The following is a 23,108-nucleotide window of genomic DNA, read 5'->3' on the forward strand; positions in this document are numbered from 1 at the left end:
ACCGCTTCGGCCTCAGAGGCGGCGCCGGGGGCCTGGATCGTCCCGTGGTAGTGCCGGCCCGGAACCCAGGCGCACTCGGCCGGGTGCGGCTCCGGCCGGTCCCGCCGCCCGGGAGGCGCACAGAAAAAAGGACCTTGAGGTCCCTTTTCAATCCTGCTAGCCTACGCAGCGGTAATCTGGCCTATGTGGCGGAACAGGCGCGCGACAGAAACGACTCCCGGCTGACTGAGCGCGGGCGGGCGACTCGGGAGCGCATTTTGAGGGCTGCCGCCGACATGATGTACGTCAGGGGCGTGTCTGCCACGACCCTCGACGAGGTCAGGGCGGCCAGCGGAACGAGCAAATCCCAGCTCTACCGCCACTACCCCGACAAGGATGCACTGGTGCGGGACGTTGTCGCCTTGCAGGCTGCTGAACTGCTCAAACGTCAGCACCAGCTACTTCAGCGGCTCAACTCCCTCCGCGGGCTGGAGCGCTGGCGGGACGTGCTGATCGAACACAACGCGCTCCGAAACGGGGCGTACGGCTGCCCGCTCGGATCCCTTGCAAGCGAGTTGGCCGATCAGGACGAAGAGGCACGCGAGGCGCTCGCCCGGCACTTCGACAGCTGGGAGGGACTCCTCGAGGCCGGGATCGAGCGAATGAAGGACTCGGGAGTCCTCAGGGCCGACGCAGATGCCAAAGAGCTGGCCACCGGCCTCATGGCCGCCCTTCAGGGTGGCTACCTCCTCGCGCAGACAGCCCAGGACGTCAAACCCATGAGGATCGCCCTGGACATGGCGATCGGCCACGTCAAGGCCTATACCGCGCCTGCCGAGGACACCAGTCCGCCGGCGGAAGGCCCTTCAGGGCACTAAGCCGTCTGCGGCAGAGCGGCACCAAGAAATCCTGGTGCCGCACCGCAGGCGGTCGCTTCGCAGTCTCCGGCACCGGACCTTCACCGCCTCCCGACATCCTTAGCCGGGCCGGAGGGGGTTTGCCGGCAGAAGGAGGCGTCCGCCCTCACATTCCGTGCCCGGCGTAGCCCCTTCTGCGCCTGTGCGTAGCCCAGCCTCAAGTCAAAAGCGGAGGCCCTCTCCAGAAGAGAGGACTATTTGGTCCTGAAAAATGGCCGACTTGCGGTACGTTTGGAGAGAGCGGTCTCCTGCGGACAGCTGAGCGGTCAAGCCTCACAAGGATCTCCAGGGCGGTAAGCACCATGCACGTGGACGTCCAGTGCTCAATGGTCGGTCCCGTCCGGCTACGCAAACAGGGGGTCGAGGCCGGAGCCGGCCAGCCGGGGCAGCGGGCTGCCCTGGCTGCGCTGTTGCTCAGGCCAGGCAAACCGGTGAGCGCCTCGAAACCGGCGGAGCACGTGCCCGGCGGCGACGCCCCCTCCGGCCGCCGCCGGTTACGTTCGCGCGTACGTCTACCGCCCCAGGCAGGCGCTGAGGGAGCAGAGCAGCAGTTCCGTGAGCCTGATAGACGGGGGCTGCCCGCAGCAGAGCCAACGGGACGCTCTAGACCTGAACAGGTTCACGGAGTGACGGCAAGAGCGTGGAAGGCCCGCAGCGCCGACGGCCTGGCATCCGTGGCGGGCCTTCTCGCCCAGGATCTCGGGAGCGCCAAGGCCGCGCCGTCAGGCGGTCGCCGGAACCCACCTTGGGGCCTTGGCCGGTCGGCCGGGGCACTCGATTGATAGAGGAGTTGAGCACCATGGACGGACAGGAGCTGCAGAAGATCGCGGGCGACTGCACCGTGGAACTGCCCGGCGCCGACCTGGAGCATCGTTTCGGCCCCGACTGGGACCTCTACAAGGTGTGCGGCAAGGTTTTCATGCTCATGACCGACATGCCGGGGCACCCTGTCGTGATCCTGAAAGCTGATCCGGACGACGCCGCAGCCCTACGTGAACGGCACACAGACATCACCCCCGGGTATCACATGAACAAGAGGCACTGGATCACGGTGGAAGGCGGGGGCGCCGTCGACGAGAAGCTGGTGAAGGAACTCGTGATCGACTCCTACCGTCTCGTGGTCGGCGGACTTCCAAAATCCGAGCAGCCTGTGGATCCGCACACCTACGGCCACCGGGCCTGACCTCCGCCATGCCCGTCGAGCCCCTCGCCGCCTGCGGTACGACCAGTCCAGCGCGGCTACGGCAGGCCTTTGAGAGTGATCTGATTCGAGCCGGACGGGGTGTGCGCCGCGCGCTGGCCGCAGCCATGCGCGACGCTGTCCGCAGCGGCCGCCTGGCACCCGGCACACGGCTGCCCTCCTCCCGCCAACTGCCAGAAGTACCGGAACATGCGCAAGCTCGCGTAGAAGTGGTGGCGCCGGGCCCTGGCCACCGCCACGCTGGCCGCGATGCCACCCCCGCCCCGGAGCCGGTTCCGGCCCCGGCCGCGCCGGCCACGACGCCAGTGACGCCCTCCGCCGCGTCACCGCCCTCGCCCAGCGCTGGACCCGCATCCCCACCAAACGGCGGGCCGGCGCATCCGTACTCGCCGCCATCACGAACAGGGACGATGAATGAGCAGCACCGCCCGCAAGCCACCCGGCCCGTGGCGGGGGAGGACGTTACGGCCCCGACGATGCCGGTGTTCACCGTGCCCCTGGAGTGCGAGCCGGACACCGAGAGGGCACCGGGCGTACGGCCGTGGGACGGGCGGCCGGTCACCGAGTCGGGCATCTGCCCGGCCGTTTGCTGCGGTCGACCGGGGAACGCCCGGCGGCATCACCGCCGCCGGCTTTGGTCCTCGACCAGATCGCCGTCGACGGCGATCTGGTCGAGGACCGACGATCCGGTAGTAGGACTCCAGCGCGATCTGCTTGAGCCGGGCGAAGAGGCCGAGCTGGATCCACTCGTCGCGGCGGTTGCGTGGCCGAGCAGGTCGTGTCAGCGATCGCCTTGGTAGGAGCAGCCGAACCGCAGGAGCTGCCCGTGGATCTCCAGCGAACCCCGGCGAGCACCGCGCCCGCTGACAACCGTACACATCAGCGCCTGCGGGCCGCGCCGATCTCAGTAGGTGTAGATACTGTGTACGCCACCGGCCATGCTCGTGCAGACACCACCTTTACCCAGGCCTTCCCGCACCCAGATGTTCCGCACACTTGAGGCGAAGGTGTAATCAGCCACCTTCGTTGAGCCGGATCCGCCGCTGTTGTAAACCCACTCGTCGCGGGTTCCGCCGTCCGCGTAGGTGGCGTGGATCTGGACGCACGCTGACATACCGTCTGGGGATGTGTCCTTCAGAAGCGCTTCGAGGTCCAGCCGACCGGTGACGGGGTCGTCGCACAAGCTCCCATGTGCGTAGGCCCCGGCGATGTCGCCAGGGGTGCCGGTCGCCCCCCAGGTATCGCACGCTGCGGCATCGGCCGGTGCGGCAAGGACCAGGCCACCCCCAGTCAGCGCGACGACGGCGAGGCTCGCGGCACCGATTCTGAGAGCAAGCGGACGTGCGATGCGAAGCATCAGGTAGTCCTCCTTGAAGTCGAGAATGTGGAAGCCACCGTCCCAAGACGGAGGAGCCCTGTATTGGAAAAACCCGCTACTCCTTAAGCAGCCCGGGAATCAGAGTGCTGGTGAGCTGGCCGGGGAGCCGGTCCACCGGCCGGACGGCCACGGTGAGTCCCCGGTGCACCGCGAACTGCGACGGGGTGCAGCCCGCCATGGCCTTAAATTCACTGTTGAAGTGCGCTTGATCGTAGAAGCCACACGTTGCCGCGATCTCGCTTCCAGGGTGAAGGGCCGCCACGAGCGGCAGCGCGCGCCGAAGACGGAAGACCCGTGCCACCTTCTTCGGCGACAGCCCGATCTGTTCCCGGAAGCGCAACTCCAGATGACGGGCGCTCCATCCCGCGTCCTGTGCAAGCCGGGCCAAGGGAACCAGCCCGTCTTGACGAGACAGCTCGGTCCAGGCCGCTATGACCTGGGGAGCCGGCGTCGGTCCCAGGGCGCATCGCCGAAGGAGCAGTGCATCAAGGAGCGCGAACCGCGCGCGCCAGTCGGCCGCCGCGGTGAGTTGCTCTTCGAGTACACGTCCGTCTGTCCCCAGGATCTCGGGCACGGGTACGGCGATCTCCTTGATCGCGTGCATGGGCATACCCAGGAGTCTGAACGCCATCCAGGGGGTCAGGATGACTTCGACCCCGCAGACCTTGCCGCCGTGCTCGCCGAGCGTAGAGCTGGTACGCAGACCCGAGACGAGAGAGCGGTAGGGAGTCCAGATGGGCTGCTCGGCCACAGCCTGGGCCAGCCGGACCGGGGCACCGAAGTTGACCACAAGCGAAACGGTCCCGTTCGGGACCTCTAGACGGCGCTGAACGCGGTCCAGCTCCAGTGAATACCCCCGAAAACCGCGCACACCGGGGCGCAGGCGCGGATCCGGCAGTCCTGTGACCAACTGCCAAGTCCCGTCCGTCGTACCGTGACTGCGCATGGCTCCCCCGCCGCGATAGCGTCGCCGCTCGGCACCAAACCACCAGCCGCGACGACATAGCCGTCATGCACATGAAGCTACTCCATGCCCAACGCGGAGGAGGGGGTTGATACATTGGCCCGATAACCGGCCCTTGTAAGGCCCTGGCCTCCCTGCCCCGGCGCGGCCGGCGCCCTCGAGGTGACCTCACCCCCGCACAGAAGGAACGCCGAGACCGGTACGCCGCGGAGATCCGCGACCACCTCAAGGCCGGCTCCTTCCCTCCGCTCATCCCCGGCGGGCCCCCTTCTTCGGTGTCACCGAGTACGACCTCGCCGACACCGTCCTTGCCGTGCGGGACGACGATTCGGCGGTTCCTCCGTACGCTGCTGCCCGAGTCGATCACACGGGGGTGTGCGGAATGCGGTACGGCGTGGTGGTGGAGGAGCTCGCGGTCGAGGTCATGGCGCAGTTGCCCGACGACCGGGCCCGGAAGGAGGTGATGGCGCTCGTGGAGGTCGTGCTGATGGATCCGCGTGCCTGGCCCGATGTGCGCGACCCGGGCTCCGTGGAGGAGATCCGTGAGGATTCGGACGACGGTGCTGTGTTAACTGCACCATCTCTGGCTCGTTAAGCGGGGCGAGCCACCCTGCCAAGGAGATCTGTGGTGAAGGACCTACATCGCGAGCTCATCGAAGGACATCGACGTGCCCCGGATTCGCTCGGTTGTTGAGCTGGAGACCTTCCACCCCCGGTACGCCGTCTTCGACTGCAACGGGAACACCGTCGCCCCCACCGTGCCCTGCCTCCGTGGTCTCGCCCTGGACGGCAACCGGCCCCTGACTGGTCAGAGCTACGCGTACGACCTTCTGCGCTGGTTCCGGCTGCTGTGGTTACTTGATGTTCCCTGGGACCGAGCATCCGAGGCTGAGGCGTCCGCGCTGGTGGGCTGGTTGCGGGTCGCTCCGAACCCACAGCGACGCCGCCGGAGCCCGAACGCGCCTCGCCCGGGATCGGTGAACCTTCGAACCGGCAAAAGCAATCTCAAGGCCGGGTACGCCCCGTCCACCATCAATCACTGCCTGACAGGGGGGCTTCCCCGTGATCGTGGACACCGGTTGTCATGCGGCGATGGCCAGCGTAGTTGATCGCTGTTCGTAGGTGATGGGGGCTGATCAGGCGGGCCTCACGGGCCCCGTTCCACCGTTTCCGCCCCTGGAGCGTCTCTCGTTTCATGGTCGCGTTCAGGCTCTCCGCGGTGGCGTTTTCCGCGCTCGTGCCCACCGCGCCGCGCGATCTGGTCACGCCTGGTTCCGAGCAGACCAGGGCGAACTCCTTCGACACGTATTGCGCCCCGTTATCGCTGTGGAAGATGGCCCCGCGCAGGCCGTCGGCGCCGCGGGCTCGCGCGGCGGCCCTGAGCGCGTCGGTGACCAGCTCCGTGCGCATGTGGTCGGCGATCGACCAGCCCGCCAGCCGCTTCGAGCGCAGGTCCAACACCGTTGCCAGATAGAGGAATTGGCCGCCCCCGATCGGGAGGTAGGTTATGTCCCCCATGTACTTGGTGTTCGGGGTAGTTGCGGTGAAGTCGCGCCGCAGCAGGTCCGGCACCGGTGTCGCTGACGGCTCCGGAATGGTGGTGCGGACCTTCTTGCGCAGGTGCAGCCCGACGATGTTGAACGTGCGCATGACGTGCTCGACGCGCTTGCAGCTGCTCGTCAAGGTATCCACGGTAGTTTCGCCACAGCGGCTATCCGCGCCTGAACCTGGGGGTCCGAGGCCAGCCGCTTGGGAAGCTTGGTAGATGAGTCAGGGCGGGCACTTACTACCTGTCCCACCGTGATGAGCTTGGCCTCGGCCATGTCCGCGTTGTTGAGGTCCGCGTCGCTGAGGTTCGCGTGGCCAAGGTCGGCGCCGTTGAAGTTTGCATAGCTGAGGCCGGCGCTGGTGAGGTCCGCGCCCTTGAGGTTCGCGTTGAGGAGATTCGCTTCGGTGAGGTCCGCGCCGTTGAGGTGCGTGTCGGTGAGGTTCGCGCTGAAGAGGGTTGCGGTATCAAGGTTCGCGTCGGTGACGTTCGCGTCGTTGAGGTCCGCGTCGTTAAGGTGCGCGCCCTTGAGGTGCGCGCCGTTGATGTTCGCGCCAGCCTGATCTGGCCCTGTTCGGTGACGCCCAGGGTGTCCTGTGCTTGCTGCACGGTGGCGAAGGTAAAGATCAGCGCGATGACGGCGGCTAGCCCGGGCAGGCCGGTCACCGTGACCATCGCCCACTGCGTCCGCAGCATCCGCCGTTCACGTTCACGCTCCGCCGCTGTCGCGACGGCCGCCGGGTCCGATGGTGCCGGTGGGTAGGCCTGCGGTGGTGTGCCCGGTGGGTCGGCCTGCGGTGGTGTGCGCCCGCGTTCAAGGCACTCGGTGCGTCCTGGGCGGTCCACCGCACCCTTGCCGAGCGGACCGCGAACGGCGCAGAGCATGGCCCGATCACCCTGGTGACCGCCACCGACGGCAATCACGGCCGCGCGGTGGCCCGCATGGCAACCCGCCTCGGTCAGAACGCCCACGTCTTCGTCCCCCAGGGCGTGCATCCGCAGGCCGTTGCGGCCATCGTCGCCGAACAGGCGAAGGTCACCGAGGTCTCAGAGCCGTACGACGAGGCCGTGCGCCTGGCGGCTGCCGCGCCGGACGCAGTCCTGGTCCAGGACACCGCCTGGCCGGGCTATGAGCAGATCCGTGATGCGTGACGGGCTGGTCGGCCGCCAGTGGCTTGGGAGACCTGTACTTCAATCCGGCAGCAGGAGCGAAATCGGCGGAGCAGTTCAAGTGCAGCAGGGCTCTCCGTGTCGAAGGTCTGGCCTTGTTGTTCGACAGGAAGGTCCGGCCCCCAGATGCGGGCACCGTGGCAGCGGAAGCAGAAGGCGATCTCGAAAAGCTGATCGGTGGAGTTGTGCGCCCAGATTCCCCGGCCTGGGAGGAAACAGCGGTACTGCTCACTGCCTGGTAGGTCGGCGATCAGAGACAGTGTCTGCTGGGCTTGGTCTCCCTCCCACCCGCTTGCCGAACTCGCGCGCCGCCAGCATGCGTCGCTGAGGTTTGTAATCGTGAGTATGAGTCAGAGCACTGTGGATGCTATGACGGGCAGCCTCTGTGGGGCGGTTGATTCGCCAGGTAACGCGACCATTCAGCATGATTGAGATCTCTGTGGACTGCTTGGCAGATCTTCCTGATGGATCTAGGCGGGTCGGGAAGGGAGATGGGCCACAGCCGTATCGTCTTGTCGTCGCTCGCACTGGCCACCGTGCGCCCATCGGGACTGAACGCCACAGACCGGATAATGTCTGTGTGACCGATCAGCGCATCGCGTAGTTGTCCGGTCGGCACGTCCCACAGCCGCACCACCCCATCATCGCCCCCGCTGGCCAGAGTGCGCCCATCCGGACTGAACCTCACCGACCTGACAGCATCTCTGCTTCCAGCGAGGGTACTGAGCAGCCGGCCGGTCGCGACGTCCCACAGCCGCACCACCCCATCATCGCCGCCACTGGCCAGAGTGCGCCCATCCGGACTGAACGCCACAGACCGAACTGCAACGTCTGATGTCCGGACGGTGCGCTGCCTGCCGGTAGCCACGTCCCAGAACCGGATGGTGCTGTCCTCGCTTCCACCTGCCAGAGTGCGGCCGTCCGGACTGAACGCCAGCGACACTTCTTGTTGGTCCTCGGTGAAGGTCGTACGCAGTTTGCCCCTATCCACATCCCACAACCCGACCAGCCCTTCGCTTCCTCCACTGGCCAGAGTGCTGCCGTGAGGGCTGAAGGCCAGCGAATTCACGCCGACGTTGGTGGTGAGTGCAGTGCGGCTGCTGTGAGTGGGTATGTTCCATAACCGGATTGTGGTGTCCTCGCTTCCAGTGGCGAGCGTGCGCCCTTCACGACTGAACGCAACCGACAGGACAGTCCCTGTGTGGCCGGTCAGCGCGTAGCGCGCCTGGCCGGTGGGCACGTCCCACAGGCGTACCGCTCCGCCGTCGTCTCCGCTGGCAAGCGTCCGGCTGTCGGGGCTGAACGTCACCGCCTGTACGCCGGCGTTCAGGCGCAGAGGTGTGGTTGGTTTACCCGTGGTCATGTCCCACAGCCGTACTGTCCGGTCGCTGCTCCCGCTGGCAAGCGTGCGGCCGTCCGCACTGAACGCCACTGACTGCACCGTGTCGGTGTGTCCGGTCAGCGTGCTGCGCTGCTTTCCGGTGGCCACATCCCATTGCCGTAGTGTCCTGTCCTCGCCTCCACTTGTGAGGGTGCGGCCGTCAGGGCTGAACGCGAGTGAGGTCACGACGCCTCCGTGTCCGAGCCTGTGCAGCCGGCCGGTAGCCACGTCCCACAACCTCACCGTCGTGGAGTCGTCAAGCCCTCCGCTGGCCAGGGTGCGGCCGTCCGGACTGAACGCCACCGAGAACGCCGTGCTTGGCGGTCCAAGTGCCCTGCGCAGCCGACCGGTGGCCACGTCCCACAACCTCACCGCTCCAAGCCCATCTTCACTACCACTTGCCAGGGTGCGGCCGTCGGGACTGAACGCCACCGAGGCCACAAAGATGCTACGCCCGGCCAGTTTGCTGCGCTGTTTTCCGGTGGCCACGTCCCACAACCGCACCACCCCGTCATCGCCACCACTGGCCAGCACACGACCATCCGGACTGAACGCCACCGACCGGACACCTCCGCGGTGCCCGACCACTTTGCTGCGCTGCATTCCGGTGGCCACATCCCACAACCGCACCACCCCGTCATCGCCACCACTGGCCAGCACACGACCATCCGGACTGAACGCCACCGACCGGACACCTCCGCGGTGCCCGACCACTTTGCTGCGCTGCATTCCGGTGGCCACATCCCACAACCGCACCACCCCGTCATCGCCACCACTGGCCAGCACACGACCATCCGGACTGAACGCCACCGACCGGACGGCGCCAGCGTGTGCAGTGAGACGGTGACGGAGAGGAAGAGCTTCGGCAGCGAAGAGGCTGGTGATCGCTTCGGTCGTGTGACTGGCCTGATAGGCGTGGACGGCCAGGAGCGCGGCCAGGTCTGGATTCGTCTCAAGGAGGCCGGCTGATTGCGCGGCTAGCTGCCGGGACAGCGCGGCGTGTTGGGCTGTGACGGCCCTGTGCCGTTGTTGCTCGCTGACCCGATACTGGTTCCAGGCGGTCAGACCGGCTAACAGAGCGAGGACGAGCAGGACGGACAATGTTCCGGCAAATTGGCGCAAGCGTCGCGTGGTACGCACAGCCGCCCGCTGCTCGCCAACCCGAGCCTCCAGGCTCTCGGTCAGGAATGCGCCCTCCAGCCTGGTCAGGTCGTTCCGAACGGTGAAGGTCTCCTCGGCGGCGTCCAGGCGGGTGCCGCGGTAGAGCGCACCAGGGTCACGGTCCAGCGCGTCCCAGGCCTGCGCCGCCTCGGTCAGCCGGCGGTGCGCGCGCAGCCGTTCGCGGTCGATGTCAATCCAGCTGCGCAGCCGGGGCCAGGCGGTGATGAGCGCCTCGTGCGCCAGGTCGACGGTGTCGTGGTCCAGGGTGATCAGCCGGGCGCGGGCCAGTCGCTCCAGGACGGTCGCGACGTCGCCGGGGCCATCCGCGCCGAGTTCGGCGCGGGTGACGGGGCGGCGTGTGTCCTGCGTGCCGTCGCCCGGGGCAATCAGCCGCAGGAAGATGCGGCGCGCCACCCCGGCCTGGCCGGGCGTCAACCGGGAGAAGACACGCTCGGCGGTGCGGGCAACCGAACCGTGCAGGCCGCCAGCCGCCTCGTACGCCTCCTCGGTCAGCGCGCGGCCCTTGCGACGGTGCCAGGTCACCAGCAAGGCGTGCGACATCAGCGGCAGGGCGCCGGGTTCGCCTTCGACCTCGTCGAGGATCCGGGCAGTCAGGGACCGCTCCACGATCAGCCCAACGGCCTGGGCGGGTCTGACCACTGCTTCACGCAGCTCGTCGCGACTCATGGGTCCGACCAGCACGGTACGGTCCTGCAGTGCAGCGGTCAGCCCGGGGTGTTCGGCGCAGCGGCCGAGGAAGTCGGCGCGCACAGCGATGACGACGCGCAGTCTGCTCCCGGGATCGGTGGCGGTCAGGAGGCGGTCGACGAACTGGTCGCGCTCGTCCGGGTCATGGCAGAGGGTGTAGAGCTCCTCGAACTGATCGACGAGCAGCCACGTATCCCCGTCGGCATCCTTCGGAATCAGCCGCTGCTCGTGGGCGCGTAAGGGATGCTCGCCGGGGGTCAGGACACGCAGCGCGGCCGGATGCGGACCGGTCGCCTCGGCGCTACGCAGGCGGGGGATGAGGCCGGCGCGCAGCAGCGAGGACTTGCCGCTGCCCGACGGGCCGAACACCGCGGTGAAACGGCGAGACGAAGCGAGATGGACCAAGCGGTCGATGAGCTCATCGCGGCCGAAGAACAAGTCGGCGTCGCCTGGTTCGAAGCGGGCCAGTCCCCGGTAGGGCCGCACGGCGTCCTCGTCCTCGGTGCGCGGCTCGGCCGCCACTTCTGCGGCCGCCTCCCGCCACCGCGTCTCCCACTCCGTCTCATCGCCGCCGCAGGCGCGCACGTAGGCCACCACGACCGGCAGGGTCGGCAGCCGCTCCCCCGCAGCCGCCTGCGACAAGGTGCTCGCCCCCTGACCGGTGCGCTGCGCCATCACCCGGTACGTCGGACTCCCGGCCTCCGCCCGCAGCTTGCGTAACTCGGCAGCAAACCGCGCCACCGGCCCCGCATTCGGATCCAGCGGGCCTTCCTGACGCCCTGCCATCAACGGTTCCCCTCCCCGTCCCGCTTCCCCCGTGGACGCGGCGTTGTGGCCCCAGAAGGTAGGCGCGCCCGTGACAGGAGGGCAAGCCAGAGGCGCGTTCTTTGGTCAGCACCGCAACGCCGTGCCCGTGACCTGCGATGCCGCCATTGATCAGGGTGGCAAATCCGGCTGCCCATTCAATCCCCAGACCGCTGAACTCGATGTCAGGCACCAGCCGGCCGACGCCTAGAAACGTCGGCGGGAGCCGGTGTGGACATCTCCGGCAGCGCGGCCTAGACCCCGCGCCGCCTCATCCGTCAAGGGGAGGAATTCAAAGCATGAAGGCAACTAAACGCATTGCCGCTCTCACGGGCGCGGCAGCGCTGGGGGCGACGCTGCTCGTCAGCGTTCCGCAGTCGGCCGGCGCAGCGACCAAGTCTGTGGGCTGCAACAGGAGCGCCGCAGCCTGAGCACCTGGTGGCACTACACGAAGCCCAGCCGGAGCACCGTGAAGGTCGGCAAGCAGCTCAACTACAAGGTATGGAACAACAGCCGCGCCCACAACAACGTGTACTTCGCGCTGCGCAGCAACGGCGGGGACACCAATCACTGGGCCTGGACGAGCGACGACAACATCAAGGGCGGCGTGCCCTATTACGGCAGCATCGGGCGGATCTACACCATCCCGATCTCCCACCGTCCCTACGTGAAGGTCCACGCCACCTTTGACGTTCCTGGGCGCGACCCGTCCTGCACCGCCTACGGCCACATCGGCTGGTAGCCACCGGAACCGCACCCGCGACCGGCCGGCTCACCGGTCGGCCGCGGGCCCCAGTCCCAGGAGGACAGACCATGAAACGGCGAGTGTGGGCGCTGGTGTTCCTGGCGGCGATCGGTGCCCTCGTGGCGTGGGCCACGCTCTCTCACCACGCGCCGGCTGCCAGCGCGGACGGCTCGCTCGACAGCGATTCCGGGAAGCCGCTCATCGTCGACTCGGACGAGCACGGCGCTCTCGTGCTGGACGTGGCGTCCGGCGAGGTCATCGGGTTCGATGCGCACGGATCGGTCCGCTGGCGGGACCGCGACTTGGCAGGGCGCCTGTACGTCTCATGCCTTGCGCAGTGCCCGGACGCGGTCGGTTCGGGCTCCCCCGACGGCGGCGCACCGCCACCGGTGGTCTGGCGGACCGGCACCAGCCGGAGCGTCGGCGGACCGGTGACCGGCACGGTGTTGTGGGCGCGGTCCCCACAGGACTCCATAGTGGCCCGCGACGAGGGAGAGCACAGCCTCATCGACCTCCGCGGGGCCCGCGGAACCAGCACTCACAGGGTGGTCGGAACCGACCCTCACCTGTTCACCGCTCCCGACGCCTCCCACGCCGTGCTGGTCCTCACCCAGGGCGGCACCGCCTCGTACCGCATGCTGAACCACGGCCCAAACGGGTGGGAGATGTCCGAGCCCCACACTGCACCGCTGGACGGCGCTTGCCTAGGACGGTCGGGCCGACCCGTCCTGCTCTACGGCAGCAACGACACCTTCCTCAAAGCCGATGCCGGGACAGCCCCGCACAGACTGCCGGCGAAGAACATCGGCCAGTGCTCCGCGAGCGCCAACGCCCTGCTCACCCAGGAGTTCACAGGGAGCACGGACGATGGCGCCCAGACCGTCTCCCGCCTGCTCGACCGGTCCGGGCGGGTCCGCTGGGAGCGCACCGACACCGGAATCCACTCCGGAGACCTCGACCCGGACACCGGGCTCGTCGCGCTCACCGCGGACACGGGTGTGGTCGTCCTCGACTCAGCAGGCCGGCCGGCCGCCCGCATCGCGGGCGCCGTGGACGCCCAGTTCGTCAGGCCGGGGTGCCTGATCGTGCTGACGCCCGACCGGCACATCATCACGAGGTGTGTCCGGTCGTAGGACTTCACCCGGCAGCCGACCTCTGCGGTGCACTCCCCAGACGTGCGGCTCGTGTCACCGGCCTGGCCGATGCCCAGCGGGGGTGAGCATCGGCCAGACCCCCACTGGCAACGCCGCCACGCCGCAGACCACGTGGCCGGTTCCTGCCAGTGCCATCGTCCAGTCGGCCACGGCGGTGCCCTGGGCAGGGCGGGGGCGCGCAACGACTCGGCTGAGCCTCCTCCAACCGGTGAGAAACAAGACCAGGCCGTCGGTCGTAACCCGGCCCACCCGCTCTCACCCCCGGCTCATCCCTCGTTGCTCTTCAGGCAATCGCGCGAAAGGAAGCCGACACATGCATCCACTCAAAGACCATGGGCAACTACTGGACTTCGAGGACTACGTACGTACACGCCATGCCACTCTGCTGCGCTGTGCCCGACGCCTCGTCGCGGATCCGCTCGATGCTCAGGATCTACTGCAGACCGCGCTGTTACGCACCTACCACCGGTGGGAGCACATAGCGGACAAACGCCTCGCGGACGCCTACCTGCGCCGCGTCATGATCAACACCCGCACCGAGTGGTGGCGGGCCCGGAAACTCGAAGAACTCCCCACCAACCACTTGCCGGACGCGCCCGTCGAGGACTGGGCCGAGCAGCACGCCGACCGTGCACTGCTCATGGACATCATCAAAACGCTGCCGCCCCAACAGCTCACCGCCCTGGTCCTTCGCTACTGGGAGCAGATGTCCACCAACGAGACGGCCACCGCCCTCGGCATGGCGCCCGGCACGGTCAAGAGCACACTGCACCGGGCACTCGCCCAACTCCGCCAGGAACTGCAGCACCGCGACCCCGACTCGCCTTCAGCAACAACAGCCGGCACTGCGAACCCACCCACCGGCCACCAGGCACGATCCCTGCCCCGGACACACTGCATCCCCGCTGCACACGGACACGGGGGCAGTCATGCTACCCGCACAGCGGTCCTTTCGCTCCAGGCCGGTGGAGCCGGAGGCGGCGCAGGACCGGTCGCGGGCCCAGCGCTTGAGATCGCCGACGCGGCAGAGGAGTTCGGCCAGGCAGCTTGTCTGCCAGACGTCGCGCGTGGCCCCGTCATCGCGCGCGAGAAGACACCCGAGGCGCCGATCCCCTCGCCGTCCCCTGGCCGGCCTGCCCCACCCACCAACCTGGACCTGTCCGCCGACAACCAACAGCGCCATTCCATCGTCTTTTGGTACGACAAAGGCTGGGGGCGAGGATGAACTGGTCCAGGCTCATGGGCGTCACGGCGGCTGGTCTCGCGCTGTGCGGGTGCGCCATGTCGGCGTGTACACCCGGAGCGAGGCAGAGTCCGGGCGTGTCCGCGACCAGGGCGGACAAGACCCCGGACAACGCCGCGAGCACGTCTACCGCCACGCACCGCGAGCCCGTGCTGATCCTGAACGGCCAGCTCGACGCCCGCCCTGGGGAACTGGTCGACATACGAATCGACGGCATCAGCCGCACCCAGGGACGCGACGGGGTGACCGCCGACTCGCGCGCGTTCGCTGCACCCGCACGGATGCGATGGCAGGACGGGGTCTACTGGACCGTGTCAACCCTCGCGATGTCGGACAAGCCCGGCTGGTACCCGCTGTCGGTCACCGTCGCGGGCCACACAGTGGCCCGCGACAAGGTTCAGGTCGTGCGCTCCCAGCGCCCGTCGTTCACCGTGCTGGCGTCGTCGAGGGTGGCCCGCCCCGGGGAGTCGGTGTCGCTGCACTTCGACGACCTGTACCCAGGTGAGCGGGGCACCGATTTCACCGTACGGTCCGCAGCTCTGCCCAGGCCCGTGCGTCTCGTCCACGACACCACATACGACTTCTACAACCCTCGGGCCTTTTCGGCCCAGCCGGAGCTCAAACCCGGCCTTGCGGATGGCCCTTACACCTTTGAGCTGTACGGTCCGCAAGGCCACCCCATCACCGCAAGGGGCCTGACGGTCCGGGAATCCCGTCCAGGCGAACCCGACTACCTCGGCAAAGCGTACGGCCCCGACTTTTACGACCCAAGCACCGGCGGCCCCGACAGCGGTCACGGACACGACTTCAAGGTCCGCCCCGGAGGGCGGGTCTCGGTCGTGTGGCACGACAAGGAGCCGGATGCGGGCGAGGACACACGGCTGACCGCCACCTCACCCGCGTTCACCCACGTACTCCACCTCAACCGCGACTCCAGCAAGAGCGCCGACGGCGATGCCCCCCGCTACTTCAATACGGCCACCGTCCGTACAGACATCAAGCCGGGCCGCTACCCCGTGACGATTGGCGCCCACCACGGCCGTGTGAAGAAGATCGGCTACTTGATGGTGACGGCCCGGTAGGTTGCAAGCTTGAGGCCGAGGGCATCGGGTGGAGGCTGCGCAAGGGTCTTGTCAACTTGGTGGGGGTTCGAAGTGTGTTGGGCTTGACGGGGCGAATGGAGCCGTCGGCCGGTGCTGCGGTCAGGGTGCCGCAGGTACGCCTGTGATCTTGTTCCAGATCGTGAAGCGGATGGTCATCTCGGCGCGGTGATCGGGGGCGGTCAGAAGGTGGCGGCGGGGCCGGAAGTGTGGCGAGACGGCGCTGAACACCGAGAGGAATTTCTGGGCGCTGGTGGGTGAGCGGAAGCCCTTCATGGCGCGTTCGCGCTGGCGAGTCGGCTGGTGGGAGTTCTCCGCCCGGTTGTTCAGGTACTTGGACTGCCGGTGCTCGACGGAGCGCATCAGCTCGCGGTGGGCGACGCCGTAGCTGCGGAGCTTGTCGGTGACCAGAGCCCGCGGTATCCGGCACTGCTTCTTCATCAGCTTGGCCATGAACCGCCTGGCGGCCTTGGCGTCGCGCCTGCTCTGGACAAGGACGTCCAGCACGTTGCCGTCCTGGTCGACCGCGCGCCACAGGTACCGCCGCTCGCCGTTGATCTTTACGAACACATTGTCCAGGTGCCACTTGTCACCGGCCCGGGGCTTTCGGCGGCGCAGCCCGGCCGCGTACGCGGGTCCGAACTTGGCGCACCACTGGCGGATCGTCTCGTAGGAGACGATCACGCCGCGGGCGAGCATGAGCTCCTCAACCTCGCGGAAGCTCAGCGGGAAGCGGTGATACAGCCACACGCAGTGGGCAATGATCTCCGCCGGGTACCGGAACCCCTTATACGACGGCGACCCCGCGTCCAAGACTGCCCTCCCCGCGATTCACAACCCCAAGATCATCCCAGATCTCAGCCAAGTTGACGACGCCCGTGATGGAGCCATGGGAGCCGGGCGGGCGGATGTCTACCAGAGGCAGGCGGGCACATCACCGTCATCACGGCCGCCCGAACTGGCGCATCGTCCGCTACGCGGATGACTTCGTCGTCCTGGCCGACGGCTGTCACGACGACGTCGCCCGTCTGCGCGAGGACATCGCCGACGTTCTGCACCCTCTCGGGCTGAGGCTGTCACCGGCCAAGACGCAGATCGTGCACATGTCGGACGGGTTCGACTTTCTTGGGTTCCCCATCCAGTGGCGCCGCAAGCGGGGCTCGAACAAGTGGTACGTCTACACCTTCATCGCCGAGAGGCCCATCCGGCAGTTGAAGGACAAGGTCCGTGCCCTGACGAACAGAACGTCGCAGCAGGACCCGGGGACCGTGCTGAAGAGGATCAACTCGATTCTGCGCGGCTGGGTCAACTACTTCAGGCACGCGGTATGCAAGACCACCCTGAAAGCCTTGGACCAGTTCGTATGGCGCCGGGTGACCAGCTGGTGGATGGTGCTGTATCGCTGGAGGTGGAAGGACATCCGCCGACGCTTCACTGACCGAACGGCCGGTGGCACAAGCTCTCGGCGGACGGGATCGAACTGTTCCCCATGGTCTCGATCGCGGTCACCCGCTACCGATACCGGGGCAACACGATCCCCAACCCCTGGACACTCAACCACGCTTGAACGGCAGAGACCGTGGAGAGCCCGGTGCGGTGAGAGCGTGCGCCGTTTCACTCGGCGCTGGATCGCCCCCGCAGGGGCCGAGGTTCGGAAGGAGATGACCTTGGGGTCGCCCCAGGGCCTCGGCGTGAAAGCGAAATGAGCGGGTTCACCCCAACTTCCGTTGCTGGCGACATAGGTGACGACATGCGGCAGGCACGGTCGCCAGCGATCATGTGAGTGTCTACGTCCCATGATCCTGCTGGAAGACCGTGCCTGCCGTTGCTGAATCATCCCCCATGCCCGCCGCGCTTGACCAGCTCACCCCTGCCTCGCCTCTGACGGCCCAGGAGTGCCCCGGCCTGCTGACCTGCCTCGCGGCGGTGAGCGATCCTCGTGATCCACGGGGTCGGATGCATCCCCTGGTCGGTGTGCTCGCCATCTGTGCCGCCGCGGTACTGACCGGTGCGACCTCCCTGCTGGCGATCAGCGAGTGGGCGGCCGACGCTCCGCAGCCGGTCCTGGCCCGGCTCGGCGCCCGCCGCGACCCCTTCACCGGCCGCCACCAGGCCCCGTGCGAGACCACGATCCCCCGGGTTCTGACTAAGGTCGACGGCGATGTACTGGACCGGGCAGTCGGCAGCTGGCTGTCCGCCCGACGCCCGCAGGCCGACGGGAGGATGCTGCGAGCGATCGCGGTGGACGGCAAGTCCCTGCGCGGCGCCCCCCGCGCGCACGACCGGAAGATCCACCTCCTGGCGGCCGTCGACCACGCGACCTCCGTCGTCCTGGGGCAGGTTGACGTCGAGACCAAGACGAACGAGATCACCTGCTTCCAGCCCCTGCTGGACGACGTCGACCTGCGCGGAGCGGTCATGACCAGCAACGCGATGCACACCCAGCGCGAGCACGCCGAGTACCTCACCGGCCGGGGAGCCCACTACATCGTGATCGTCAAGGGCAACCAGAAGAAGCTCCGCAAACAGATGAAGTCCCTTCCCTGGAAGCAGATCCCGCTACAAAACCGTACAGCCGAGAAGGGGCACGGCCGAGTTGAGATCCGCCGGATCAAGGTCTGCACCGTCACCGGCCTGCTCTTCCCCGGAGCAGCCCAGGCCATCGAACTCAAGCGCCGCCGGGTGAAGCGCAGGACCGGGAAGATCAGCATCAAGACGGAGTACGCGGTCACCAGCCTGAGCGCCGAACAGGCCGACCCTGCCCAGCTCGCATCCTTCATCCGCGGGCACTGGTCGGTGGAAGCGCTGCATCACGTCAGAGACAGGACCTTCGACGAGGACGCCTCGCAGCTCCGGACGGGCAACGCACCCCGCGCCATGGCCACCTGGCGCAACCTCGCCATCGGAGCCCTCCGCCTTGTCGGCCGTCACGGCATCGCCGCCACCCTCAGGAGAAACGCCCGCGACGCCACCCGGCCGCTACACATCCTGGACATTCCATGATCAGGAAACGGTCATACCCGCTTTACGCCGAGGTCCTGCCCTGGAGAGGCAACGCTGAAGAAGCTCCCTACGTTTCAGTGGGATGTGGTGAACCCTTCGTATGGTTGACCCGCCCAGGGGTGCCGGGTGTGGTTCAAAAAGCTCTGCCGCTTGTGGCTTCCACTGATTGGCCGCCCGGCGCCCCCCCCCCCCGACGACTCGGCTGCCAATCAGGAACTGCGAATGATCGCTGAGTAGGGAATCGACAGCGAGGTCGTCCGTGGCAGGCACCAGCAGCACACCGCACGGAGGCACCACATGGCCACGATATGGGCCGGAATCGACGCAGGCAAAACCCATCATCACTGCGTCGCGATCGACGAGAGCGGCCGCCGACTTCTGTCACGACGCGTCGCCAACGACGAACCCGAACTGCTCGAACTCCTCACCGCCGTCCTCGCCTTGGGCGACGATGCGACCTGGGGCATCGACCTGGCCGACGGCGGTGCCGCCCTGGCCATCACGATCCTCCTCAACCACGACCACCCGTGTACTACATCTCCGGCAGGGCCATCCACCGCGCCTCCGAGAGTTACCGCGGCGAGGGCAAAACCGACGCCAAGGATGCCGCTGTCATCGCCGACCAAGCGCGCATCCGGCGGGACCTGCACTCCTTACGCACCAGCGACGGAACCGTCACCGGCCTCAAGATCCTCACCGGCCGCCGCACGGACCTGGTCGCCGACCGCACCCGCAGCGTCAACCGGCTCCGCGCCCAACTCACCGGCATCTTCCCCGGGCTGGAACGGGCATTGGACCTGACCAACGCCGGCCCGCTCATGCTGCTGACCGGATACCAGACCCCGGCCGCCATCCGCCGTATCGGCGTGAAACGGCTGGAGACCTGGCTGCGTAACCGAAAGGTCATCCACGCCGGCCCGGCTCGCCGAGACCGTCGTCCACGCCGCTGAGCGCCAGCACACCAGTCTGCCCGGGGAGAAGCTGACCGCCCACATGGTGCACACGCTGGCGAGGCAGGTGATGGTCCTCAGCCAGCAAGTTGCCGAGCTCGACAAGGCGATCGAGGCCCGGTTTCGCGAACATCAGGACTTCGAAGTGATCACCAGCATGCCGGGCATGGGCTCATCCTCGGGGCCGAGTTCCTGGCCGCCACCGGAGGCGGCATGGCCTTCTTCGGTACTGCTGACCGCCTTGCCGGCTTCGGTGGCGTCGCACCCGTTCCCCGCGACTCCGGCAAGATCAGTGGCAACTTCCGCCGCTCACGGCGCTACAACCGCAGACTCCAACGCGTCTTCTACATCTCCGCGTTGTTCAGCATCCGCCACTGCGACGAGTCCCGCCGGTTTTACGAACGCAAGCGAGCCGAGGGAAAACGCCACGTCCAGGCAGTTCTGGCCTTGGCCCGCCGGGGCGTCAACGTCCTCCGGGCCCTCCTCCGCGACGGACGGACCTACCAGACCCTGCCACCCACCACTCTCGGAGCTTGACAGACAGCATTAGGGTTCACAGGGGCCAACGCGTCCATGGACCGGACCTTATGGTGCTGCCGTTTGACACGGAAAGCTACTGACCGCAACGCAGTGCGCCAGGTACACCCAGAGCATCCGTCCTCTTGCGGGCGCGGTACTCGCAAGGATCCAGGGGAGGGCCGGGTCATGGCGCCAGTGCCGGTCCGAGCCCCTTGGGCGCGGACCGGCGCACGCGGGTCAATCGATCCGTCAGTGGCCGTGGCCGCCGTGGCCGACGATCGTCCACGGGCGCATCAGGTCGTCGTCTTCGTGTTCGAGAATGTGGCAGTGGTGGATGTACGTCGCCGGGAGCTTGGTACCGCTGCCCGGAATGGACGCGATCGTAGCCGTCGGCGGGGTGAATTCCTGGATGATGATTCTGGTCACCGTCTCCGGATAGGATTTGAACGTGTCCTTGCTGGACCGTGCTTCGTCCGGGTCCGGCGGTACCGGTGGGCCGGTGAAATAGTTCTCCAGCACCGGCAGGTCCTTCGGTTTGCGGCCACCGTCAATCCATTTGTCGTAATCGGCCTGGTAAGCGGCCGCGTCGATCGGCTGCCTGTCCAGCACCTGGAAGTTGACAAGGTGGACGTGCATCGGGTGGGCGTCGTGGTTGGGATTGATGTACTCCCAGATCTCGGTCGAGCCCTCCTCGATGAAGTCCTGAGAAGGCGCCTCGAACGGCACCGCGTTGAACGTCATGGTCCTGAAAAGCTTGTGCTGGTACACGACCCATTGCCGCCGACGGGTGTGCGGTTTCGGCTTGACCAGTGCGGGCGTCGGCAGCCTGAGTTCCTTGGGCGGCCTCGACCTGTCCCCGCCTCCGGACAATGGTTTAGTGACCCGGAACTCCATGATTTCCCGGATTTCCGGCCCCTCGCCCGGCATGCCGGGGTAGTGGACCGGCGCATGATAGTTCACCAGTCTGACCTTCGTGCCCATGCGCACCTGACTGAAGTCGATGATCAGGTCGTACCGCTCGGCCGGCGAGATCAGGAAGTTCAGCATCTGCAACGGGGCACGGAAACCGCCGTCGGTACCGATCAGCCAGAACGGCAGTTGGGCCTCAGGCACTGCGTCCCTGGGCTGAGTCTCGAACCTCAGCCGCCAGAAACGCTCGTTCGAAGCGTTGAGAAAGCGCAGCCGGTAGCGTCGCGGCTCGACCTCCAAGAAGGGATACGCCTTCCCGTTGACGACCGGGGTGTCCTCGCCTTCCCTCAGGGTCATGGTGTAGGCGAGCGAACCGTCCGGGTGGAAGGTCCGGTCCTGCAGGATGAGGGGGACCTCGAATTGGCCTCGCGGCAGCCCGAGCCGCTCGTCGGCGGGGTCACGAATGAGCCAGAGACCGGCCAGGCCCGCATAGACGTTGACGCTGGTCATCCCCATGCCGTGATCGTGATACCAGAGCATGCACGAACGGTCGTGGTTGGTGTAGGCGTAGATCGCTTCGTTGGGTTTGACCCGGCCCGGCTCCAAGGTGGAGTAGGACTCGGCATGGATACCGTCCGGACTGAACGACTGCAGCGGCATGCCGTCGGACTGCGGCGCCGTGAAACCGCCGTGCTGGTGCACGACGTTCCACACGTTGACATTCGAGGGAAACGGCACCATGGACTTGTAGGGGGGCGGAGGGGTCGGGGTCAGCTCGTCGCACCCGCTGCGAATGGCGTCGATCACGAACTGGAACAGGTGGGTCGTCGGCAGCTCGTTGCGGTATTTCACGACCGTCGGGTGGTCCGCGGTCACGCTGATGGTCGGCCCGAGATAGCCCATGCCGGTTGGCTTGTGCGGATCGTGCGGGTTATTGGCCCAGTAACCCCACACGGTTGCCGGCCTGAGATCCCGGTGGAAGCGCCACGAGCCCTGCCGCATCGTGATCTCGTAGTAGTCGGCGCCCGGATAGACGGAAGGATCCGAGACGGCCTGCAACGGCCTGGGGAGCGGGTCGACATACCTCGTCAGCTCAGGGGTATGCGTGATCGGCATGTCCGGACACACTGCCCCGTGAGCCGTCCCCGCATACGCCCGCGCTCCCAGAACACCCTGTGGAAGCATAGCCGCACCCCCCATGGCACCGGCCATGAGGAATTTCCTTCGCCCAACCATCGTCTCCAGCCCCTTCCTCGCCTCAGTAACGTTCAAGGCATACAGGGCCGGTTCGGAGCATTGCTGCAGCACGCCGCTCCGGTCTGGGAAGGCCACTCATTAAGGCGATCTCAGCAGAAATTCGACAGGCATCGCAGTTGGAATCAAATTATTACGGCCAGTCTGAATACATGTAAAATCATCTCACCTGGCGTGTCCGAACCCGTTCATCCTGTCCGCCGCAGCCGCAGCCGCAGGAGAATTGACCTTCCCCGTAGCTGCATGGGGGATGATTCAGCAACGGCAGGCATGGTCTTCCAGCTCATGGGACGTAGACACTCACATGATCGCTGGCGACCGTGCCTGCCGCATGTCGTCACCTATGCCGCCAGCGACGGAAGTTGGGGTGAACCCGCTGATTTCACTTTCACGCCGAGGCCCTGCAGGCCATGGCCGTCCTGAAGGGCTGGCGCCTGCTACGCAAGCTCCGCTGCAGCACCAACCGGATCACCAACATCGTGAAGGCTGTCGTCGTCCTTCACCACGCCTCAACCTGAGGTTGGAAAGGGCTCACTGGCTGACCCGGCGCCTATTGGACGTCACGTTGTTCGTACACCGGCACAAGCACCGCGGATCAAACGCGCGAAGTTCGGGGCGACGCCGACCAGATGGTCGGCGCCCCCGTCATGACCAGCGACGTGCCGTGGTCTGTGGGGCTGCGGCGAGGTGTCACTTCCCGAGGCACCGAAGTCGTGACGGACAAGGAGTACTGATGCCGAACTTCCAGACTGGCGAAATTCCCCCCGGCTTCGCGTTCACTGAGGGCGGCGGGTTAATCCACTACAAGTACCCCATCGTCCGGCCGTCCCGCAGGCCGAACAGTGGGCGGTTGGTGGGGCGAGGCCTGGATCAGCTTCGGCTCCGCCTGGCGACCGCGCGCCCGGCACGAACACTCCCCGGGAAGGGGAGGTCCGCGCCGGGCGCGACAAAGGCCACTGAAGATCTGCTGATTCGGGCGGCCAGCCGAGGAAGGACGCGCCGATCACCGTCACCCCTACTCG

At 67.0% G+C, this 23,108-nt stretch carries 14 protein-coding genes and 6 pseudogenes; 12 read left to right on the top strand and 8 right to left on the bottom strand.

From position 1 onward, the window contains the following. Positions 1–185 precede the first annotated feature (185 nt). Both AAFF41_RS00760 and AAFF41_RS00765 read left to right on the top strand, forming a co-directional pair. Positions 186–857, top strand: coding sequence for a TetR/AcrR family transcriptional regulator (locus tag AAFF41_RS00760; RefSeq protein WP_343323218.1), 672 nt, complete (start codon positions 186–188; stop codon positions 855–857). An 838-nt stretch (positions 858–1,695) separates the two neighbouring features. Beyond that, positions 1,696–2,079 carry an MmcQ/YjbR family DNA-binding protein gene (locus AAFF41_RS00765; RefSeq protein ID WP_319754176.1) on the top strand — a complete coding sequence of 128 codons (384 nt, stop codon included), beginning with the start codon at positions 1,696–1,698 and terminating at the stop codon, positions 2,077–2,079. A gap of 600 nt (positions 2,080–2,679) precedes the next feature. Here AAFF41_RS00765 and AAFF41_RS00770 read toward each other — a convergent pair. The 3 genes and pseudogenes from AAFF41_RS00770 to AAFF41_RS00780 all read right to left on the bottom strand — a co-directional run. After that, a pseudogene (locus tag AAFF41_RS00770) lies at positions 2,680–2,993 on the bottom strand (IS5/IS1182 family transposase); the annotation flags it as partial. An 8-nt stretch (positions 2,994–3,001) separates the two neighbouring features. Further along, entirely contained in the window at positions 3,002–3,454 is a 453-nt protein-coding gene (locus tag AAFF41_RS00775; RefSeq protein ID WP_319754175.1) for a hypothetical protein, read from the bottom strand. A 76-nt stretch (positions 3,455–3,530) separates the two neighbouring features. Continuing rightward, positions 3,531–4,265, bottom strand: coding sequence for a helix-turn-helix domain-containing protein (locus AAFF41_RS00780; protein WP_343323219.1), 735 nt, complete (start codon positions 4,263–4,265; stop codon positions 3,531–3,533). Positions 4,266–4,821: 556 nt separating this feature from the next. Here AAFF41_RS00780 and AAFF41_RS00785 point away from each other — a divergent pair. Next, a complete protein-coding gene (locus AAFF41_RS00785; RefSeq protein WP_425526086.1) occupies positions 4,822–5,034 on the top strand; it encodes a hypothetical protein in 213 nt (70 codons plus the stop codon). A gap of 487 nt (positions 5,035–5,521) precedes the next feature. Here the strand turns inward: AAFF41_RS00785 and AAFF41_RS00790 are convergent. Together AAFF41_RS00790 and AAFF41_RS00795 are read right to left on the bottom strand one after the other, a co-directional pair. Continuing rightward, positions 5,522–6,107 (bottom strand): annotated as a pseudogene (locus AAFF41_RS00790) (IS3 family transposase); the annotation flags it as partial. 11 nt (positions 6,108–6,118) lie between these two features. Then, entirely contained in the window at positions 6,119–6,667 is a 549-nt protein-coding gene (locus AAFF41_RS00795) for a pentapeptide repeat-containing protein (RefSeq protein WP_319754172.1), read from the bottom strand. Positions 6,668–6,750: 83 nt separating this feature from the next. Here AAFF41_RS00795 and AAFF41_RS00800 point away from each other — a divergent pair. Beyond that, a pseudogene (locus tag AAFF41_RS00800) lies at positions 6,751–7,125 on the top strand (pyridoxal-phosphate dependent enzyme); the annotation flags it as partial. Positions 7,126–7,522: 397 nt separating this feature from the next. Here AAFF41_RS00800 and AAFF41_RS00805 read toward each other — a convergent pair. Further along, a complete protein-coding gene (locus tag AAFF41_RS00805; protein WP_343323220.1) occupies positions 7,523–11,191 on the bottom strand; it encodes an nSTAND1 domain-containing NTPase in 3,669 nt (1,222 codons plus the stop codon). Between the two features lie 487 nt (positions 11,192–11,678). On the opposite strand from AAFF41_RS00805, the gene AAFF41_RS00810 reads away from it, so the two are divergent. From AAFF41_RS00810 to AAFF41_RS00825, 4 genes and pseudogenes are all read left to right on the top strand, one after another. After that, positions 11,679–11,951, top strand: a complete 273-nt coding sequence (locus AAFF41_RS00810; protein ID WP_343323221.1) for a hypothetical protein — start codon at positions 11,679–11,681, stop codon at positions 11,949–11,951. 71 nt (positions 11,952–12,022) lie between these two features. Then, positions 12,023–13,087, top strand: coding sequence for a hypothetical protein (locus AAFF41_RS00815; RefSeq protein ID WP_319754169.1), 1,065 nt, complete (start codon positions 12,023–12,025; stop codon positions 13,085–13,087). A gap of 334 nt (positions 13,088–13,421) precedes the next feature. Then, positions 13,422–13,932 (top strand): annotated as a pseudogene (locus AAFF41_RS00820) (SigE family RNA polymerase sigma factor); the annotation flags it as partial. Between the two features lie 457 nt (positions 13,933–14,389). Then, positions 14,390–15,433 (top strand): hypothetical protein, encoded by a 1,044-nt coding sequence (locus AAFF41_RS00825; protein WP_425526225.1) that lies wholly within the window; start codon positions 14,390–14,392, stop codon positions 15,431–15,433. 120 nt (positions 15,434–15,553) lie between these two features. Here AAFF41_RS00825 and AAFF41_RS00830 read toward each other — a convergent pair whose 3' ends face one another. Further along, positions 15,554–16,264: an IS6 family transposase gene (locus AAFF41_RS00830; protein ID WP_343323223.1), complete on the bottom strand. Its 711-nt coding sequence runs from the start codon at positions 16,262–16,264 to the stop codon at positions 15,554–15,556. Between the two features lie 95 nt (positions 16,265–16,359). Between AAFF41_RS00830 and AAFF41_RS00835 the strand changes: the two genes are divergently transcribed. The 3 genes and pseudogenes from AAFF41_RS00835 (at position 16,360) to AAFF41_RS00845 (ending at position 19,941) form a co-directional block, all read left to right on the top strand. Continuing rightward, a complete protein-coding gene (locus AAFF41_RS00835; RefSeq protein ID WP_343323224.1) occupies positions 16,360–17,157 on the top strand; it encodes a group II intron maturase-specific domain-containing protein in 798 nt (265 codons plus the stop codon). Positions 17,158–17,293: 136 nt separating this feature from the next. Continuing rightward, on the top strand, positions 17,294–18,454 hold the full coding sequence (locus AAFF41_RS00840) for an ISAs1 family transposase (RefSeq protein WP_343323225.1): 1,161 nt from the start codon (positions 17,294–17,296) through the stop codon (positions 18,452–18,454). A gap of 297 nt (positions 18,455–18,751) precedes the next feature. After that, positions 18,752–19,941 (top strand): annotated as a pseudogene (locus AAFF41_RS00845) (IS110 family RNA-guided transposase). Between the two features lie 231 nt (positions 19,942–20,172). Here the strand turns inward: AAFF41_RS00845 and AAFF41_RS00850 are convergent. After that, a complete protein-coding gene (locus AAFF41_RS00850) occupies positions 20,173–21,948 on the bottom strand; it encodes a multicopper oxidase family protein (protein ID WP_319754674.1) in 1,776 nt (591 codons plus the stop codon). A 542-nt stretch (positions 21,949–22,490) separates the two neighbouring features. Between AAFF41_RS00850 and AAFF41_RS00855 the strand changes: the two are divergent. Next, positions 22,491–22,604 (top strand): annotated as a pseudogene (locus tag AAFF41_RS00855) (IS5/IS1182 family transposase); the annotation flags it as partial. Between the last annotated feature and the right edge of the window lie 504 nt (positions 22,605–23,108).

The organism is Streptomyces mirabilis, from assembly GCF_039503195.1.
In the GTDB taxonomy this organism is placed as follows: domain Bacteria; phylum Actinomycetota; class Actinomycetes; order Streptomycetales; family Streptomycetaceae; genus Streptomyces; species Streptomyces mirabilis_D.

Coding starts and splice junctions, on each gene's coding strand:
- AAFF41_RS00765 (WP_319754176.1), top strand. CDS start 1,696: ATGGACGGACAGGAGCTGCAGAAGATCGCGGGCGACTGCACCGTGGAA.
- AAFF41_RS00775 (WP_319754175.1), bottom strand. CDS start 3,454: ATGCTTCGCATCGCACGTCCGCTTGCTCTCAGAATCGGTGCCGCGAGC.
- AAFF41_RS00785 (WP_425526086.1), top strand. CDS start 4,822: ATGCGGTACGGCGTGGTGGTGGAGGAGCTCGCGGTCGAGGTCATGGCG.
- AAFF41_RS00805 (WP_343323220.1), bottom strand. CDS start 11,191: ATGGCAGGGCGTCAGGAAGGCCCGCTGGATCCGAATGCGGGGCCGGTG.
- AAFF41_RS00815 (WP_319754169.1), top strand. CDS start 12,023: ATGAAACGGCGAGTGTGGGCGCTGGTGTTCCTGGCGGCGATCGGTGCC.
- AAFF41_RS00825 (WP_425526225.1), top strand. CDS start 14,390: ATGTCGGCGTGTACACCCGGAGCGAGGCAGAGTCCGGGCGTGTCCGCG.
- AAFF41_RS00835 (WP_343323224.1), top strand. CDS start 16,360: ATGTCTACCAGAGGCAGGCGGGCACATCACCGTCATCACGGCCGCCCG.
- AAFF41_RS00840 (WP_343323225.1), top strand. CDS start 17,294: ATGCCCGCCGCGCTTGACCAGCTCACCCCTGCCTCGCCTCTGACGGCC.
- AAFF41_RS00850 (WP_319754674.1), bottom strand. CDS start 21,948: ATGCCGATCACGCATACCCCTGAGCTGACGAGGTATGTCGACCCGCTC.